General features: G+C 73.1%; 14 protein-coding genes. 3 read left to right on the top strand and 11 right to left on the bottom strand.

The window, feature by feature from the left end; genetic code table 11:
• Window positions 1–187: 187 nt before the first annotated feature.
• The 6 genes from GA0115242_RS12610 to GA0115242_RS12585 all read right to left on the bottom strand — a co-directional run bounded on the left by GA0115242_RS12610 (window position 188) and on the right by GA0115242_RS12585 (window position 6,742).
• Window positions 188–1,381, bottom strand: a complete 1,194-nt coding sequence (locus GA0115242_RS12610) for a glycoside hydrolase family 1 protein (RefSeq protein ID WP_093827697.1) — start codon at window positions 1,379–1,381, stop codon at window positions 188–190.
• Window positions 1,382–1,461: 80 nt separating this feature from the next.
• Window positions 1,462–2,331: a carbohydrate ABC transporter permease gene (locus tag GA0115242_RS12605; RefSeq protein ID WP_093827695.1), complete on the bottom strand. Its 870-nt coding sequence runs from the start codon at window positions 2,329–2,331 to the stop codon at window positions 1,462–1,464.
• Window positions 2,328–3,305, bottom strand: coding sequence for a carbohydrate ABC transporter permease (locus GA0115242_RS12600; protein ID WP_093827693.1), 978 nt, complete (start codon window positions 3,303–3,305; stop codon window positions 2,328–2,330). The genes GA0115242_RS12605 and GA0115242_RS12600 overlap by 4 nt, the downstream gene beginning before the upstream one ends.
• Before the next feature lie 12 nt (window positions 3,306–3,317).
• Window positions 3,318–4,562 carry a sugar ABC transporter substrate-binding protein gene (locus tag GA0115242_RS12595; protein ID WP_093827691.1) on the bottom strand — a complete coding sequence of 415 codons (1,245 nt, stop codon included), beginning with the start codon at window positions 4,560–4,562 and terminating at the stop codon, window positions 3,318–3,320.
• A gap of 498 nt (window positions 4,563–5,060) precedes the next feature.
• Window positions 5,061–5,753 carry an SDR family NAD(P)-dependent oxidoreductase gene (locus GA0115242_RS12590; protein ID WP_093827689.1) on the bottom strand — a complete coding sequence of 231 codons (693 nt, stop codon included), beginning with the start codon at window positions 5,751–5,753 and terminating at the stop codon, window positions 5,061–5,063.
• Between the two features lie 155 nt (window positions 5,754–5,908).
• The gene (locus GA0115242_RS12585) at window positions 5,909–6,742 is read right to left on the bottom strand and encodes a helix-turn-helix domain-containing protein (RefSeq protein WP_093827687.1); all 834 of its coding nucleotides are present in this window, start codon (window positions 6,740–6,742) and stop codon (window positions 5,909–5,911) included.
• A 290-nt stretch (window positions 6,743–7,032) separates the two neighbouring features.
• Between GA0115242_RS12585 and GA0115242_RS12580 the strand changes: the two genes are divergently transcribed.
• Window positions 7,033–8,061, top strand: a complete 1,029-nt coding sequence (locus tag GA0115242_RS12580; protein WP_093827685.1) for a hypothetical protein — start codon at window positions 7,033–7,035, stop codon at window positions 8,059–8,061.
• An 89-nt stretch (window positions 8,062–8,150) separates the two neighbouring features.
• On the opposite strand, the gene GA0115242_RS12575 is transcribed toward GA0115242_RS12580, so the two are convergent.
• Window positions 8,151–9,239, bottom strand: coding sequence for a LacI family DNA-binding transcriptional regulator (locus GA0115242_RS12575; protein ID WP_256089417.1), 1,089 nt, complete (start codon window positions 9,237–9,239; stop codon window positions 8,151–8,153).
• 474 nt (window positions 9,240–9,713) lie between these two features.
• On the opposite strand from GA0115242_RS12575, the gene GA0115242_RS12570 reads away from it, so the two are divergent.
• Entirely contained in the window at window positions 9,714–10,679 is a 966-nt protein-coding gene (locus tag GA0115242_RS12570; RefSeq protein ID WP_093827681.1) for an SDR family NAD(P)-dependent oxidoreductase, read from the top strand.
• A 517-nt stretch (window positions 10,680–11,196) separates the two neighbouring features.
• Here GA0115242_RS12570 and GA0115242_RS12565 read toward each other — a convergent pair.
• Window positions 11,197–12,120 (bottom strand): SDR family oxidoreductase, encoded by a 924-nt coding sequence (locus GA0115242_RS12565; RefSeq protein WP_093827679.1) that lies wholly within the window; start codon window positions 12,118–12,120, stop codon window positions 11,197–11,199.
• An 84-nt stretch (window positions 12,121–12,204) separates the two neighbouring features.
• Here GA0115242_RS12565 and GA0115242_RS12560 point away from each other — a divergent pair, with 84 nt between their 5' ends.
• A complete protein-coding gene (locus tag GA0115242_RS12560) occupies window positions 12,205–12,771 on the top strand; it encodes a TetR/AcrR family transcriptional regulator (RefSeq protein ID WP_093827677.1) in 567 nt (188 codons plus the stop codon).
• An 11-nt stretch (window positions 12,772–12,782) separates the two neighbouring features.
• Here the strand turns inward: GA0115242_RS12560 and GA0115242_RS12555 are convergent, their stop codons facing one another.
• The 3 genes from GA0115242_RS12555 to GA0115242_RS12545 form a co-directional block, all read right to left on the bottom strand.
• On the bottom strand, window positions 12,783–13,838 hold the full coding sequence (locus GA0115242_RS12555) for an alpha/beta hydrolase (protein WP_093827675.1): 1,056 nt from the start codon (window positions 13,836–13,838) through the stop codon (window positions 12,783–12,785).
• Window positions 13,839–14,055: 217 nt separating this feature from the next.
• Window positions 14,056–15,153, bottom strand: a complete 1,098-nt coding sequence (locus GA0115242_RS42295) for a bifunctional class I SAM-dependent methyltransferase/NUDIX hydrolase (RefSeq protein ID WP_093827673.1) — start codon at window positions 15,151–15,153, stop codon at window positions 14,056–14,058.
• Entirely contained in the window at window positions 15,150–15,650 is a 501-nt protein-coding gene (locus tag GA0115242_RS12545; RefSeq protein ID WP_093827671.1) for an NUDIX hydrolase, read from the bottom strand. Before GA0115242_RS12545 ends, GA0115242_RS42295 begins: the two co-directional genes overlap by 4 nt.
• Window positions 15,651–15,740 lie beyond the last annotated feature (90 nt).

Here is a 15,740-nt window from a genome sequence, read left to right as displayed (position 1 = left end):
GGGGCGGACGGGAGGGCGGGTGCCGTGATGGGTGGTGCCGTAGTGCGGGATTGCGGGGGGTGCGGGGGGCTCTCGACGGGGCCGGCCGGGCCGAGTCGCCGTCAGGGCAGGGGTGGCGGCGGGAGCCGACCGGGGTCAGGGACCGGCCGGCTCCCGCGGTCTGGGGGGCGGGTGGCCCCGCGCGGGGTCAGCCGCGCGGCAGCGCGCGCTCCCGGCCGAGCCCGCCGAGCCAGACGGCGGAGGGCTTCGCGGTGCGCTCGAACGTCTCCGGGTCGACGGCGATCAGGCCGAACGTCGGCGCGAAGGAGCCCCATTCGTAGTTGTCCAGCGCGCTCCACGCCAGGTAGCCCTGGATGTTGAGGCCGTCCTCGAGGGCGGCGGCGACCTCGCCGAGGGCGCCGGTGTAGTAGTCGACGCGGCGGCTGTCGTCGGCGGTGGCGATGCCGTTCTCGGTGACGATCAGCGGGATGTCGTCACCGAGGAGGTCGGCGGTGTGGCGCAGCGCGTGGCCGACGGCGGCCGGGTAGTACTCCCACTGGGTGAGGGTGCGCTCGGCGTCGGCGGGGGCCGGGACCGGGCCGTTCGGGGCGATCTTGGTGCGGGTGTAGGACTGCACGCCGATCCAGTCGTCGCCGCGGGCGGCCTCGATGAAGACGTCCTCCCGCGGACGGCGGTACTCGGCGGTGGTCCGCTCGGCGCCGGGCAGGGCCTGGTAGACCTGGTTGGCGATGGTCCAGCCGACCTGGATGTCGGGGTGGTTGGCGCGGACGGTCTTGACGGCGGCGTGGTGCGCGGCGATCACCGCACGGGTGGTCTCCTCGTCCGGGGTGGGCAGGCCAGCGGGCGGGAAGCCCTGGTCGCCCGCCTTCGCGGCACCGGCCATCACGGCGATCATGTTCGGCTCGTTGATGGTGCACACGTGCCGCACGCCGTCGGCGATGATCGGCGCGCACCGGTCGACGTAGCGGGCGAAGAGGTCGACGGCTCCGTCGGCGGTCCAGCCCCCGAGGTCCTCGAACCACTGCGGGACGGTGAAGTGGTGCAGGGTGACCATGGGGCGCAGGCCGCGGGCGAGGGCGCCGTCGACCATCCGCCGGTAGTGGGCGATCTCGGCGCGCGAGAAGTGGCCGCGGACGGGCTCGACGCGGGACCACTCGACGCCGAACCGGTAGTCCGTGAAGCCGAGTTCGGCGAGCAGGTCCATGTCCTGCTCCCAGCGGTGGTAGCTGTCGCAGGCGTCCAGGCTGGGCTCCTGGATGCCGGCGGCCGGGTCGTGCTCCTTGCGCCACCAGTCGCTGTTGACGTTGTTGCCCTCGATCTGGTGACCGGCGGTGGAGGCGCCCCAGAGGAAGCCGTCGGGGAAGCGGGTGGTCTGCGTCATCGTTCGTCGCGTCTTTCTGGTGGTGGGGTGGGGGGAGGGCACGGCGACCGGCCCCGCCGGGGGGCGCGGTGGCGCGGGGGCTACTTGAGGCCCGCGGTGGCGATGCCCTGGGTGAAGTGCCGTTGCAGGACGGCGAAGACGGCCAGGACCGGCAGCACGACGAGCAGGGAACCGGCCATCAGCATGCCGTTGCCGCCGCCGACCGTGCGGTTGGGGTCGTTGGCGAAGGTCGCGAGCGCCACCGGGAGCGTGTACTTGCCGGGGTCGTTGGTCGCGATCAGGGGCCAGATGAAGTTGTTCCAGGAACCGAGGAAGGTGAAGATCGTCAGCGTCGCGAGGGCGGGCTTGACCAGCGGCATCACGATCCGCCAGAAGATGTACCACTCCCCCGCGCCGTCCAGCCGGGCCGCTTCCAGGAGTTCGTCGGGCACGGACAGCATGAACTGCCGCATCAGGAAGACCCCGAAGGCACCGGCCGCGAACGGCAGCACGAGCCCGGCGTAGGTGTCGATCAGGCCGAGGCCGTTCATCAGCACGTACAGCGGCAGGATCATCAGGTTGCCCGGGACCATCAGGGCGGCCAGGACCAGCGCGAAGACCTTGGAGCGTCCGGAGAAGTCGAGCTTGGCCAGCGCGTAGCCGAGCATCGAGCAGAACAGCAGGTTGCTGACGGTCACCAGGACGGCCACGATCAGCGAGTTGAGGAAGTACTGCCCCATGTCGAGCTGCTTGAGCAGCGCGGTGAAGTTCTCCAGCGTCCACCGGGAGGGGATCCACACCGGCGTGGTCGCGGTCAGGTCCTCCTTGGTCTTGAAGGCGGACAGCGCCATCCACAGGAACGGCGCGGACATCACCAGCAGTCCGAGCGAGGCGACGGTGTAGAGCAGCGGCTTGCGCACCCGTCCGGTGCGCCGGGGGCGGTGGGCCGGGGCGGCGGTCTCGGCGGTCATCGGGTGTTGTCCTTCAGCAGGCGGAGCTGGAGCACCGTGATGCCCATGATCACGACGAACAGGACGTACGCCATGGCGCTGGCGTAGCCCATGTGGAAGAAGTTGAAGCCTTCCCGGTACATGTCGAGGGAGACGGTGAGGGTGGAGTCCGAGGGGCCGCCCTGGGTCATCACGAACGGTTCCTCGAAGACGTTGAGGTAGCCGATGGTGGTGATGACGGTGGCGTAGAGCAGGGTCGGCCGCAGCAGCGGGACGGTGATCCGGCGCAGCTCCTGCCAGCCGCTCGCCCCGTCGAGGCGGGCCGCCTCACGGACCTCGGCGGGAACGGCCTGGAGCCCCGCGATGCACAGCACCATCACGGTGCCGAGGTTGCGCCACACGGCCATGGCGATCAGGGACGGCATCGCCCAGGTCTCCGAGCCGAGGAAGTCCGGTGCGGTCAGGCCCGCTTCGGAGGCGAGCGAGGCGACCAGGCCGTCGGACGGGTCGAGCACGAACCGCCATACCACGGCGACCGCGACGATCGTCGTCACGACGGGCGCGTAGAAGCCGATCCGGAAGAGGGTGCGGGCCCGGTCGATGCCGTTGTTGAGCAGGACCGCCGCGAGGAGTCCGAGGACGATGGTCGCGGGGACGCCGACGACCACGAAGTAGGCGGTGTTGAACAGGGAGGTGAGGAACTTGTCGTCCTGGAACAGCCGGGTGTAGTTGTCCAGGCCGACGAAGTCCGCCTCCAGCGGGCGGGTGACGTCGCGGGCCCCGAAGTCGGTGAAGCTCATCAGGAGCGTGGCGACGATCGGGAAGAGCATGAAGACGCCGAACAGCACCAGGAACGGCGTGGAGAACAGCCAGCCGGTCAGGTTGTGCCGGCTGAGCGAGCGGCGGGGCCGCCGGGCGCGCCCGGAATCCCCGCCGCCGTGCGGGCTCTTGTCGGCGGCCGCGGCGGACGCGGCCGGTCCTGTGGTGAGGGACATGCGGGGACGCTCCTACTGAACGAGGCCTTCGATCTCGGACTGGGCCTTGTCCAGGGCGGCCTTGGCGGTGGACTTGCCCTGGGTGACCGACTCGATGGCGGTGTCCACCTTGGAGGTGATCTCGGTCAGCTTGGGCTGCGCGGGGGTCGCCTTGGCGGTGTCCATCTGCGCGCGCCAGATCTTCATGGTCGGGTCGGTGGCGAGCGTGCCGGACTTCCAGGCGGCCGTGTTGGCGGGCAGGTCGTTGGTGCGCTCGAACCAGTCGGACTGGCCCTTGGCGTCGGTGAGGGAGGCGATGAAGGCCTTGGCGGCGGCCTTGTGGTCGCTGTCGGCGGAGATCGCGAGGCTGGAGCCGCCCGCCATGGAGACGGACGCCTGGTCGGCGGGGACGGGGGCGACCGCCCACTTGCCCTTGAGGCCCGGGTAGTTCTCGTCGAGGAGGTTGGTGAGCCAGGGCCCGCCGAAGAACATCGGCACGGCACCGGTGTTGAAGTCCTTGGTGACGTCGTAGCCGGGGCGGACGGACTTCTCGCTGAGGTTCTTCGTGAAGTAACTGCCGTAGTTCTCCAGCGCCTTGACGGCGGCGGCGGAGTTCACGGCGGCCTTGCCGTCCTGGTCGATGATCGCGCCCCCGGCCGAGTACAGGAAGGGGTAGAAGCTCTGCACGGTGTCCAGGCCGCCGGGCTGGATGGACAGCCCCCACTTGGTCCCGGCCTTCGCCCGGTAGGCCGCGGCGTCGCTCTGGAGGTCGGCCATGGTCGCGGGCGCCTTGTCGATGCCGGCCTTCTTCGCGAGGTCGGTGCGGTAGAACAGCACGCGCGTGTCGACGTACCACGGCACGCCGTAGACCTTGCCGTCGTACGAGCCCTGCTGCCAGGCGGCCGGGAAGAAGTCGTCCTCCGCGAAGGTCTTGGTGTCGACCGGCTCCAGCACGCCCATGTCGGCGAACTCGCCCAGGTAGCTCCCGCCCATCTGGACCACGTCGGGCAGCTTCCCGGCGGCAGCGGCGGCCACCAGCTTCTGGTGGGCGACGTCCCAGCCGATCGGGGTGACCTTGACCGTGATGTTGGCGTGGGACTTCTCGTACGCCTTCGCGACGTCGGCGAGCTTCTCCCCCTCGGTCCCCATGGCCCAGACGGTCAGGGTCTGCTCGGCATCGGCTGCCACGCCCGCACCACCCGAGCCGCCACAGGCGGTGAGGGTGAGCGCAGACGCCAGGGTGAGGGCGAGCGACCCGATTGCGGCGGCGCGGTTCATGGCGGGCTCCTCCTTGAGCTTCCGAACGATGTATGCGCTGTCTGTAAGCGCATACATCACTCTCTTGCAGCCCTTCGGGACCTGGCAAGGGGGGTCTTGGTCACACTCCCGTAACGAGCGGGACATCCGACGGACCGCGCCGACGTCCGCCGGGACACCACCCCGGCGACTCCCGGGGACCACCCCGACGACTCCCGGGGACCGCCTCAGCAGCTCCCGGGTGCCACCTCAGTGACCCCTGGGTGCGACCTCAGCGACCCCCCGGGTGCCGCCTCGACGGCTCCCGGGGCCGCTCCGGCGGCACCGGCGTCACGATCCGCGTCATGACCGGCGTCCGCCCGCAACCGGTGTGAGAGCACCATAAAACGGATCAATGCAGCGCGAAAGCAACTGTGATCGACGCCGCTGTCCCGGTCCGGTGACGTCCGCTGGGGCGGGCCGCGCGTCGGCCGGTCCCGGGTGGGCCGGGGGCCGGGTTCGGCGGGCCGGGGACCCTGTTCACCAGGGGAGGTTCCCGGCGCGGTCGACGAACCGGCCCGTCGGCCCGTCCGGGCCGATCGTCGCGAGGGTGACGATGGACTCGGCGCCGTCGGCGACGCTGTGCCCGAGGCCGCCGGTGAAGTCGGTCGCGGTCTGCCCGGGGTCCGCCGCGTTGACCTTCACGTCCTTCAGCTCCCTGGCGTACCGCGTCGTGAGCATGGTGACCGCGGCCTTCGAGGCGGAGTAGAGGGGCAGGGAGTACCGCGACTCGACCCGCTCCGGGTCCTGGGTCATGCCGAACGAGCCCATCCCGCTGGCGACGTTGACGATGACAGGGTTCGGCGAGGTCCGCAGCAGCGGCAGGAAGGCGTGCGTGACCCGCACGATCCCGACGACGTTCACGTCGAGCACGGCGCTCATGTCGGCCGCGGTGTACTCCTCGACGGGGCCGACCCTGCCGAGGACCCCGGCGTTGTTGACCAGGACGTCGACCGTGCCCTCGTGCGCGGCGACGTCCGCGGCCGCGGCCCGGACCGAGGCGTCGTCCGTCACGTCGATGCGGACGAACCGCGCGCCGAGCGACGCGGCCGCGGCCCGGCCGCGCTCGGCGTCGCGGGCGCCGAGGAGGACGGTGTGCCCGGCCTCGACGAGGCGGCGGGCGGTCTCGAAACCGAGGGACTTGTTGGCCCCGGTGATGAAGGTGGTGGTCATGCTGGCTCCTCCTGGTCCCGACAGCACGGGTGGTGCGCTGTCCACGCACTTCATGCTGGGTGTCCGGGAGGGCCGGGGGGAGCCACGGCACTTGCTGGTACCGCGCGTACCACCCGGCGGCCCGGTCGGCACCGGCGAGGGCGGACCGCGGGCCCTCACCCCTGGGGAGCCATCCCCTGGACCCCGATGGCCGCGAGGAGTTCGAGTCTGCCGCGGGCGTCGGTGCCCGGCCGGGGCGTGTACACCACGAGACGCAGGTTCGTGTCCTGGGTGGCGAGGATGTCGGAGTCCAGGGCGATCTCCCCGACGTCCGGGTGGTGGACGCGTTTGTGCGCGCTCTGGTGACCGCCCACCGCCCGGCGGCTCCACAGCGCGCCGAACCGCGGGCTGTGGCGCAGCCTCGACACCAGCGCGGCGAGGTCGGGGTCGCCGGGGTAGCGGCTCGTCGTCGCGCGCAGGTCGGCGACGAGGGACTCCTCGAACGCCGCCCGTTCGGCCGCCGTCTGCCGGATCCGGGGCAGCTCCCCGAGGAACTGCCAGACCAGGACGTTGCGGTCGGCCACCGCGCGGACGGTGGGATCGCCGAACGTGGCCGCGAACAGCGGGTTCCAGTACAGCAGTTGCCAGGTGGCGTCGTAGATCGCCAGCGGATTCGCGGCGAGTTGGTCCACGATCCGGTAGAGGCTCCCCGGGATCATCCGCGGCACCCGGCTGGGATCCGCCGCGTGACCGGCCATGCGCAGCAGATGCGCGTGCTCGTCGTCGGAGAGTCGCAGGGCGCGGGCGAGGGCCGAGCAGACCTGCGCCGAGGGGGTCGCCACCCGCCCCTGCTCCAGCCGGACCACGTACTCGACCGAGATCCCGGCCAGCGTCGCCAGCTCCGCGCGCCGCAGGCCGGGGACCCGCCGGGGCGCGCCGTGCGCGAAACCCACCGTGGCGGGGTCCAGCCGGTCCCGCCACGCCCGCAGCGCGGCACCGAGTTGCTCCATGCCCGCCATCCTCCCGCAGACCACGCCCCGCCGGGTGGTACGCGCGGTACCACCCGCCCCGGGTCCGGTCAGGACCACCGACCGCCACACCGGCACACCGCCACGGGCGCCGGGACCCGGACCCGCCACCTGTCCCCCGCGCCCCACCACCTGTCCCCCGCCACCTGCCACCCGTCACCCGTCACCCGTCACCCGTGATGCACCACCCATGATGCGCCACCCGTGATGCGCCATCTGCCACCCGTCACCCGCCGCCTGTCGCCCTTCGCCTCCGTTCTAGGGTCGCGTCCATGACGAGGACCACGCCCGCACGGCCGCTCGACGTCGAGGCGCTCTTCCCGGAGCTGGCCGCGTTCCGGGGGACGACGACCCGGCTCCATCCGCGGCCCGGCAGGCCGGACGCGTCCGCCAGTTCCGTGGGCGGTCCGCTGCTGTGGCCCGCGGACGAGCCCTGGCCGGTCTGCCGCGAGGCGCACGGCCGCGGGTACGGCCGCCGCCCGGCCGACATCCACCGGCGTCGGCGGCTGCTGGCCTCCGCGTGGGCCCGCGAGGAGGCTCCCGGCCCGACGGACGCGGAACGGGAGCTGTTGGACGAGCTGGACCGGGAGCACCACGTCCCCGCGTCCGACACCGACCCGCTGCCGCTGATCGGCCTGGCGCAGCTGTACCGGCGGGACGTGCCCGACCTTCCGGCGGGGCCGTCCGGCTGCGATCTGCTCCAGGTGTTCTGGTGCCCCTTCGACGCGCACGGTCCCGGCGGGTACGACCTGGCGCCGCACCTGCGCTGGCGCCGTTCGTGGGAGGTCGGCGAGGTGCTGACCGTGCCGCCGCGGCCCCTGGTAGTCGGGGCCGACGGCTACGTGCCCGAACCCTGTGTGCTGCACCCGGAACAGGTGGTCACCTACCCGTTCGCCGGGCTCCTGCCGCGGGAGCTGTGCGCCCGCGTCGACACCTGGGAGGAGGCGCGCGCGGAGGAGGCCGAGCGGTCGGCGGACGGGAGCAGGCCGGGTCCGCCCGGCTACCAGTACGACCTGTCGGTCCCGCCGGGCTGGCGCGTGGGCGGCTTCGCCTCCTGGCACGCCACGGACCCGTACCCGATGGACTGCCCGGCCTGCGCGGCACCGATGCGCCTGCTGCTGACCGTCGACAGCACGGAGTGGGACGGCGGCAGCGCGAGCTGGCGACCGCTGGAGGACCGCGACCGCCCGACACACCGGTGGGCCACCCCCACGGGGGTCACCGTGGGCCGCAGCGGTGAGCTGAACGTCTTCACCTGCCCCGCCGACCCCGGCCATCCCCACCGCTGGAGCATCCAGTGACCTGTAAGGCACGGACGGCCAACTCGGTTGAGATGGAGGGCTGTTGACGGCTCGTGCGCAGGCGCGGGCCGCGCCCCGTGCAGGACGGCTCAGATGTCGGCGGACGCGGTGTTCTCCTCGTCCGCGCAGCCGCAACTGGCCCGCCGGGCGAGCCCGACCGGGAGCATCAGCGAGACGGGATCGGCCTCCCGCTCCCCGGTCAGCCGCCGCACCAGCAGCTCGACGGCCTTCTCCCCCAGCCGCACCATCGGCTGCCGCACGGTGGTGAGGGCGGGCCGGACCAGACGGCTCAGCGGGATGCCGTCGAAGCCGGTGACGACGACGTCGTCCGGCACCCGCAGCCCCCGCCGTTCGAGGGCCTGGAGCGCGCCGACGGCCATCTGGTCGTTGGCGAAGAGGAACGCCTCGGGCCGCTCCCCCGGCCCCGAGCAGAGCAGATCGGCCGCGTGCGCGCCCTCCGCCCTGGTCATCATCGGCATCCGCAGGGCGGGACGGTCCCCCACCTCGGCGCCCGCCTCCCGGCACGCGCGCTGGAAACCGCGGAAGCGCGCCTCGACGTCCGGCGAGTCCTCGGCGAACCCCACATAGGCGAGACGGCGCAGCCCGTGGTCGTCGAGGAGGTGCCGGGTGAGCTGGTACTGGCCGTCCTCGTTGGCGACCTCCACGTGGTCCAGGTGGTCGAGGGAGGGATCCTGCGCGCGCGGCCCGGCCAGCATGACGACCGGTCGGCGCCGGGAGATCACCTCCAGCTCCTCGGTCGGCACGGTACGGGCGAGCACGGCGAATCCGTCGACCCGCCCGGCCACCTTGGCGACCAGGTTCTCCGGACCGCCTTCCAGCGACGCCGCGATCAGCAGCGCGTACCCGTGACGGCGGGCCGCGCGCTCCATGCCCCGGATGATCTGGTCGGAGTAGAGCATCGCCGCGTCGTCGTCCTCGGCGCCGACCGTGTCCGGGTCCGAGTAGTCGGGGAAGCAGAGGCCGAGGACGCCGGTGGAGCGACTGGCGAGACCGCGCGCGTTGCCGCTGGGCACGTAGCCGAGTTCCCGCGCGGCGGCCAGGACGCGTTCGCGGGTGGCGGCCCGGACGGAGTCGGGGCTGCGGTACACCCGCGACACGGTGGCGATGGAGACCCCGGAGCGTTCGGCGACGTCGTACACCGTGGGCGCGGCGTTCACGAGACGACGCCATTCATGGACCGGATCCCCGTTCTGTGCTGCGCGAAGAGAATGAAAGCGCATTCATGCTAGGGCCGGTCGACGGGTGAGGCAACCGGCCCGGGGATCGGGCGGCCGTGCGGGCCCCGCTGACCGACCGCCCCGGAGAGCCGTGACCCTCACGCGAGTCCGCCGACGAGCGCGCACCGGTGCCTCCCGCGCCCCGAGGCTCGTAGTCGGCAGGCTGGGAGGGGCGCTCCCTGGTTACGGCTCGCGTGCGCGGTGATCCTGGACCGGCCCGCGTCGGCGCTCGCGGAGAGCGGCGCGGGCGGTGACAGTGAAGGCGTGGCCGGGGCCACGGGACGCGGACGGCGCCGCCTTTCGGACGTCCGGACGTCCGGACGTCCGGGCTTCCAGACATCGGGGCGTCCGGGCTTCTAGGCGTCCGGGCGTCCGGACCCGCCGTCGGCCACACGCAATCCAGGAGGAACAGTCATGACCTCGGTCCTGATCACCGGCGGCCACTCGGGCATCGGCCTGGCCGCCGCGCGCACGCTCGCCGCGCGGGGCACCGACCTCGTCCTCGCGGGCCGCAGCCCGGACCGCATGCGGCGGACGGCCGGTGAACTGAGCGCCGACCACGGCGTGTCCGTGACGACGCTGGCGCTCGACACCTCGTCGCTCGCCTCGGTCAGGTCGGCCGCCGCAGGGTTCCGCGCGATGCTGGACTCCGGCGAGGTCTCCGGACTCGACGCGCTCGTCTGCAACGCGGGCGGCCGCTTCGACGGCGACGTCTCCTACAGCCCCGACGGCTACGAGACGACCTTCGCGACCAACTGCCTGGGCCACTTCCTCCTCGTCGAACTCCTCTTCCCGCACCTCGCCGGGACGGGCCGCGTCGTCTACACCGCCAGCGGCACCCACGACCGGGACTCGATGGACGGCCGTCTGGTGGGCGCCACCGTGGAACCGGACGCCGTCGCCCTGGCCGCCCACGGGAAGGACGGCGGCCGGGTGCTGTCCGCCGGGAAGCGCTACTCCACCTCGAAGCTCTGCACCGTGATGTACGCCTACGAACTGGACCGGCGGCTGCGCCGGGCGGACAGCGCGGTCTCCTCCATCGCCTTCGACCCGGGAAGCGTGCCGGACACCGGCTTCCTGCGCGCCCTGCCGAAGCCGGTGCGGTGGGTCTCGCGGACGGCCGCGCTGAACTGGGTCTCGAAACGCGTCGGCGTCACCACGTCGGACGTGGACTTCTCGGGCGCCTCGCTGGCGGCGCTGGCGGTCGACCCCCGGTACGCGGACGCGTCCGGCGCCTACTTCCAGGCGCACGACGGAACCCTGTCGGCGGTGCGCTCCGCCCGGCTCTCCTACGACGAGCGGCGCGCGGCACGCCTCTGGGACGACTCCAGGCGCCTCGTCCACCTGACCGACGAGGAGGAGCCGACGCCGCTGCGGTAGACGCGTCGGGACGGCACGCGCGGAGGCGGGCGGGACACGCGGCGGAGACGGATGGGACGTGCGGCGGAGGTGGACGGCACGCGCGGAATCGGACGGGACGGCGCCGGACGCGTGGCCCGGCCGCCGGGGGCCCGGTCCGCGCACCGGGCCCCCGACCCCAGGGTCTTGAGCCCCCGGCCTCGGGCCCCGAACCTCGGACCTCGGACCTCGGACCTCGGACCTCGGCGGAACCGTGGACGGGCACCGGGAGCCCCGCCCGGACCGGTGAGGGAACCCGGGCGCCCCGTCCGGACTGGGAAAGGAACCCAGGCTCCCCGCCGGGACCGGGGAAACCCGATGGCGGCCGGGGCACCCTCGGAACCTGGTGGCGGCCGGGGCACCCTCGGAACCTGGTGGCGGCCGGGGCACCCTCGGGACCCGGTGGCCGTCGGGGCACCCTCGGGACCCGCTGGCCGTCGGGTGGGGCACCCTCGGGAGCCGGTGGCGGTCGGGCACCCTTGTCGGTCCCCGGCTGCGGTCAGTGGGTCGGGGTGGCGGGCCGGAAGTAGTGGCCCTTCTCCAGGTCCTCCAGGAGACCGGGGCCGGTCGGGTGCCAGTCGAGGAGTTCGCGGGTCCGGGCGCTGGAGACCGGGGCGTCGAGGCCGACGAACCCCGCCATCCAGCCGAAGTGCCCGGCCGCGTCGTCCGCGGACACCGAGGCCACCGGGACGTCCAGGTGACGGCCGATCACCTCGGCGACCTCACGGATCGGGACGCCCTCCTCGGCGGTGCCGTGCAGCACGGACCCGGCGGGGGCCTTCTCGACGGCCAGCCGGAACAGCCGCGCCGCGTCCAGGCGGTGGACGGCGGGCCAGCGGTTGGCTCCGTCACCGAGGTAGCCGGAGAGGCCCTTCTCCCGGGCGATGGCGACGAGGGCAGCCATGAAGCCGTTGTCACCGTCGCCGTGGCAGGTGGGCGACAGCCGGACCACCGAGGAGCGGACGCCCCGCGAGGCGAGGTCGAGCACCGCCATGGAGGTGGCGGCGCGACCGGCCACCGGCGAGCCGGTGGTCTCCGGCATGTCCTGCTCGGTGGCCAGTTGACCGGACTTGAGACCGGCGACCCCGGAGGCGATGACGAAGGGCCGGTCGGTACCGGCGAGCGCCTCGCCGAACGTGTCGACGGCACGGCGGTCGGCGTCGGAGGCGCCCTGGAAGTCGCCGCTGAAGGCGATGTCGTGCTTGAAGGCGAGGTGGATCACCGCGTCGGACCCGGTGGCCGCGGTGCGCAGCACGTCGAGGTCGTCGACGGTGCCGCGGACCACCTCCGCACCGGCCTCGGTGAGCGCCGCCGCGGACGCCTCGGAGCGGGCGAGGCCCACCACCTGGTGCCCCGCGTCGATGAGTTCCGGCACGAGGGCGGAGCCGATCCAGCCGGACGCGCCGGTCACGAAGATGCGCATGAGAGTTCCCCAACGATCGATGTCAGTCACTGTCATCAAACGTAGCACCGATGTCAGCGACTGTCATCACGTAGGATCTGGACCATGGGTCGATGGGAGCCGAACACGCGCCAGCGCTTGGCGAAGGCCGCGTTGGAGCTCTACAGCGAGCGCGGGTACGAGCAGACGACGGTGGCGGAGATCGCCAGGCGGGCCGGGTTGACGGAACGGACGTTCTTCCGTCACTACGCCGACAAGCGCGAGGTGCTGTTCGACGGTTCGGAGGAGCTGCGGGCGCTGTTCGTGACGGCGGTCGCGGGGGCGCCCGGCTCCGCCACCCCGATCGACGCGATGGCGGCCGGGCTGGAGGCGGCGGGTGACCTGTTCCACGACCGGCGCCCCTTCGCGCGGCAGCGGTATGCCGTCATAGACGCCAACGCGGAGCTGCGGGAGCGCGAGCTGATCAAGCTCGCCTCCCTGTCGACGGCGATCGCGGAGACGCTGCGGGACCGGGGCGTCGAGGAACCCGCGGCCAGCCTGACCGCCGAGGCGGGCATGGCCGTCTTCAAGGTCGGCTTCGAGCGGTGGATCGCGGAGAACGGGGAGCGGACCCTCTCGGCGCTGATGCGGGAGTGCCTGAGCGAGCTGCGGAACGTGACCGGCGGCGCGTGAGCCCCGCCCCCTCACGCCGTCGGCGCCGTCGTGTGGCGGCTGAGGAAGCCGAACGCCGGCGGGTACAGCCTCGTCCAGGTGTTGTAGTTGTGGCCGCCGGTCGGCAGCACCGTCACCTGCGTCCTGGTGGGCGTGCCCGCCGCGGCCCTCTCGAACTCCCGCAGATAGCGCGGCGGGCTGTCCGGGTCCTCCGCCGAGGTCGCGAGGAAGAGGTCGACGGACGCCTTGGCGTGTCTCACCATGGAGGTGGGGCTGGTCCGTTCGCGCTCCCCGGTGTTGCTGATCACCCCCGGGTCACCGGTCAGCGGGTCCGGGTCGAGGGCGGCGCCCGCGCCGAAGACGTCCGGGTGGGCCAGCGGCAGCCGGACCGCGCAGAAACCGCCCGTGGAGAAGCCCATCAGCCCCCAGCCCTTGGGCCCGGGGAGGGTGCGGAACTTGTGGCTGAGCAGCTCCGGCACGTCCCGCGCGAGCCAGGTGGCGACCTTCCCCCCGGGCTGGTCGGTGCAGTCGGTGTTGACGCCCCCCGGATCGACCACCGGCATCGCGAGGATGAACGGGTGGGTGGTCCCGGCCTCCATGAGCTGCTTGAAGTCCCCCGGCATGCCCCCGTGTTCCAGCCAGGACGCGGGGCTGCCCGGCACGCCGTGGAGCAGCAGCACGACCGGGAACCGCGTGCCGCGGCGTCTGGCCTCCTTGTACTGCGGGGGCGTCCAGACGATGACCTGCCCGGCCATCCGCGAGTGGCGCCCGCGGAAGTAGGTGTCCAGGGTGCCCGCGTCGCTGCGGGTGAACGTGGCGCGGTCGACCGGCGGTCCCACCATGGAGACGGCGCTGTCGTCCTCGCCCAGCAGGTCGCTCCAGGAGGAGTAGAGGCCGTAGTCGTCGTTCATCCAGGTCGCCACCACCGAGATGGCGGTGAGCTGGCACAGCGCGATCATCAGGAACCGCAGCACCCAGCGCAGCGGGTGGGGGCCTCTGAGCCGCGCCCAGAGCAGCAGCGTCGCGGCCACGCACAGCACGGTGACCACGATCAGCAGGACGAGGAAGGGCGTGCCCGTCAGGCTCACCGCGCGGCCCTCCCGGGCAGGGGGCCGGAACACCGGGAGCCGTGCGCCCCGCGTTCGTCGGTCGGTGCCGCAGTCGCTCTGCCGTTCTCCACACCCCCACTCTGTGGCGCCGGGCCGCACGGCGCACGGCGCCCTACTCCACCAGGCCGAGCCCCGCACCCGCCAGGCCCCCGCTCCCCCGCTCCATAAGCCCCCCGCGCCCCTCGTCCGTCATCCATCACCCGGGCCCCATCACCCCCTCCCCCGTCTCCGAGCCGCCGTGGTCGCCGTCGGCGGCGATCGGGTAGCGCAGGACCGGTGGCAGGTCGGGCAGCAGACCCGGCCAGAAGGTGTCGATGATGTGGGCGCTCGGCGTGAACAGCGGTCGGCCGAGCGTGGGCAGGTCGGCGACCTCGTGCCACTCCCAGCGGCGGATCAGGTGCGGCTCGGTGACGGTGGGTTCGCCCGTGTACCCGGCGACGCGGACGGCGGCCGTCAGCCGCGGCATGCCGTGCACCGAGTCCATCAGCAGGGCGGCCGACCGCGCTCCGGAGGCGTCCGCGACGAGCCCCGTCTCCTCCTCCAGTTCCCGCACGGCGGCGTCCCGGAAGTCCTCGCCGGCCGCGTTCTTGCCGCCGGGCAGCTCCCAGATCCCGCTCACCGAGAGGCCGAGCAGCACGCGCCCCCGGGCGTCCGTGACGACGGCACCGGCACCGGTGAGGGCGTGCGGCGACGGGCGGCCCCGGTCGGCGTGGGTGACCCGTGCGGGCGCGGGACCGCTCAGCAGGACGACGGCGAGGTCGTCCACGTCGTGGCGGTCGGCGGACGTCCAGCCCGCGCCCAGCAGGTCGATCTCCGCCTCGTCGAGCGCGATGCCCCGCCGCTGCTCGGGGACCGCCTCCGCGACGGGGGTGATCACGCACAGGACACCGCCGGGGCGGACTCGTTCACGGAGCCGGTTCAGGACCCGGGTGCGGTCGCCCAGGAACGCCACGCACAGCCGCAGGACGATCAAGTCGTACGCCTGGTGCGGGAGTTGCTCGGGGTCGTCGCGCTCGATGTCGTGCGGGTGGTAGCGGACGCCCTCCCTTCCCTGGTGGTCGTCCGCGGCGCGTTCCAGGGCCGCGGGCGCGAAGTCGACGGCGTCGACCCGGTAGCCGGACCCGGCCAGGAACCGGGCCAGTTCGCCTGTCCCGCAGCCGACGTCCAGCGCGCGTCCGCCCTCGGGGGCCGGGGCGTACCGGGTGAGCAGGGCGCGTTCGGTGGCGCCCAGGCGTCTGAACCCCGCGCCGTCGGCGTAGTGCGCGGACCACCGCTCGGAGGGGACGGGACTCATCCGGCGGCGCTCCTCGCGGGAGCCGGGTGGCCCGGCCAGCCCAGCTCGCTGTAGGTCCGCCCGGCCCGGACGCCGTCGATCGCGGTCCTGGCGTAGGCGACCATCGGTTCGGGGAGTCCGTCGAGGGGCCACCAGCCCCACCCGACGCACTTGTCCGGCTCCCGCACCGTCGGCTCCCCGGTCCAGCGCCGGGCCCGGAAGACCAGTTGGAGCCTCGGCCGGGTCCCGGGCGCGTGCAGGATGTGCACGGCGTGCGCGAACTCGACGTCGGCCGGGTCGATCTCCAGCCCCGCCTCCTCCCGCGCCTCCCTGATCAGGCACGTCACGGCGGACTCCTGTTCGCAGTGCCCGGCGAGGAAGTGGTACTGGAGCGGCGCGTACGCGGAGTCCGGGTGGCGCAGGCCGAGCAGCAGGCGGCCGTCGCGCTCGGCGTAGAGGTGCACGCCGATGTGGTGGGCGACCGCGCGGGGGCGGTCGGCGGCGGGCGGTGCGGGCATGGTGTCCTCCGGAGAAGTGTCGGCGAACGGAACAACGACCGGCACCCGAGATCGAACACACGTGTTTCAGTCGCATCCCCGACCGCCTGT

Source organism: Streptomyces sp. SolWspMP-5a-2 (genome assembly GCF_900091845.1).
Classification (GTDB): domain Bacteria; phylum Actinomycetota; class Actinomycetes; order Streptomycetales; family Streptomycetaceae; genus Streptomyces; species Streptomyces doudnae.
The sequence above is the reverse complement of the archived record's forward strand: the minus strand, read 5'-3'. Positions and strand labels throughout refer to the sequence as shown.

Excerpts from the sequence above, each read along its gene's own strand:
- GA0115242_RS12545 (WP_093827671.1), bottom strand. The coding sequence starts at position 15,650 with ATGCCCGCACCGCCCGCCGCCGACCGCCCCCGCGCGGTCGCCCACCAC.
- GA0115242_RS12580 (WP_093827685.1), top strand. The coding sequence starts at position 7,033 with ATGACGAGGACCACGCCCGCACGGCCGCTCGACGTCGAGGCGCTCTTC.
- GA0115242_RS12560 (WP_093827677.1), top strand. The coding sequence starts at position 12,205 with ATGGGTCGATGGGAGCCGAACACGCGCCAGCGCTTGGCGAAGGCCGCG.
- GA0115242_RS12605 (WP_093827695.1), bottom strand. The coding sequence starts at position 2,331 with ATGACCGCCGAGACCGCCGCCCCGGCCCACCGCCCCCGGCGCACCGGA.
- GA0115242_RS12590 (WP_093827689.1), bottom strand. The coding sequence starts at position 5,753 with ATGACCACCACCTTCATCACCGGGGCCAACAAGTCCCTCGGTTTCGAG.
- GA0115242_RS12600 (WP_093827693.1), bottom strand. The coding sequence starts at position 3,305 with ATGTCCCTCACCACAGGACCGGCCGCGTCCGCCGCGGCCGCCGACAAG.
- GA0115242_RS42295 (WP_093827673.1), bottom strand. The coding sequence starts at position 15,153 with ATGAGTCCCGTCCCCTCCGAGCGGTGGTCCGCGCACTACGCCGACGGC.
- GA0115242_RS12565 (WP_093827679.1), bottom strand. The coding sequence starts at position 12,120 with ATGCGCATCTTCGTGACCGGCGCGTCCGGCTGGATCGGCTCCGCCCTC.
- GA0115242_RS12610 (WP_093827697.1), bottom strand. The coding sequence starts at position 1,381 with ATGACGCAGACCACCCGCTTCCCCGACGGCTTCCTCTGGGGCGCCTCC.
- GA0115242_RS12595 (WP_093827691.1), bottom strand. The coding sequence starts at position 4,562 with ATGAACCGCGCCGCCGCAATCGGGTCGCTCGCCCTCACCCTGGCGTCT.
- GA0115242_RS12585 (WP_093827687.1), bottom strand. The coding sequence starts at position 6,742 with ATGGAGCAACTCGGTGCCGCGCTGCGGGCGTGGCGGGACCGGCTGGAC.
- GA0115242_RS12570 (WP_093827681.1), top strand. The coding sequence starts at position 9,714 with ATGACCTCGGTCCTGATCACCGGCGGCCACTCGGGCATCGGCCTGGCC.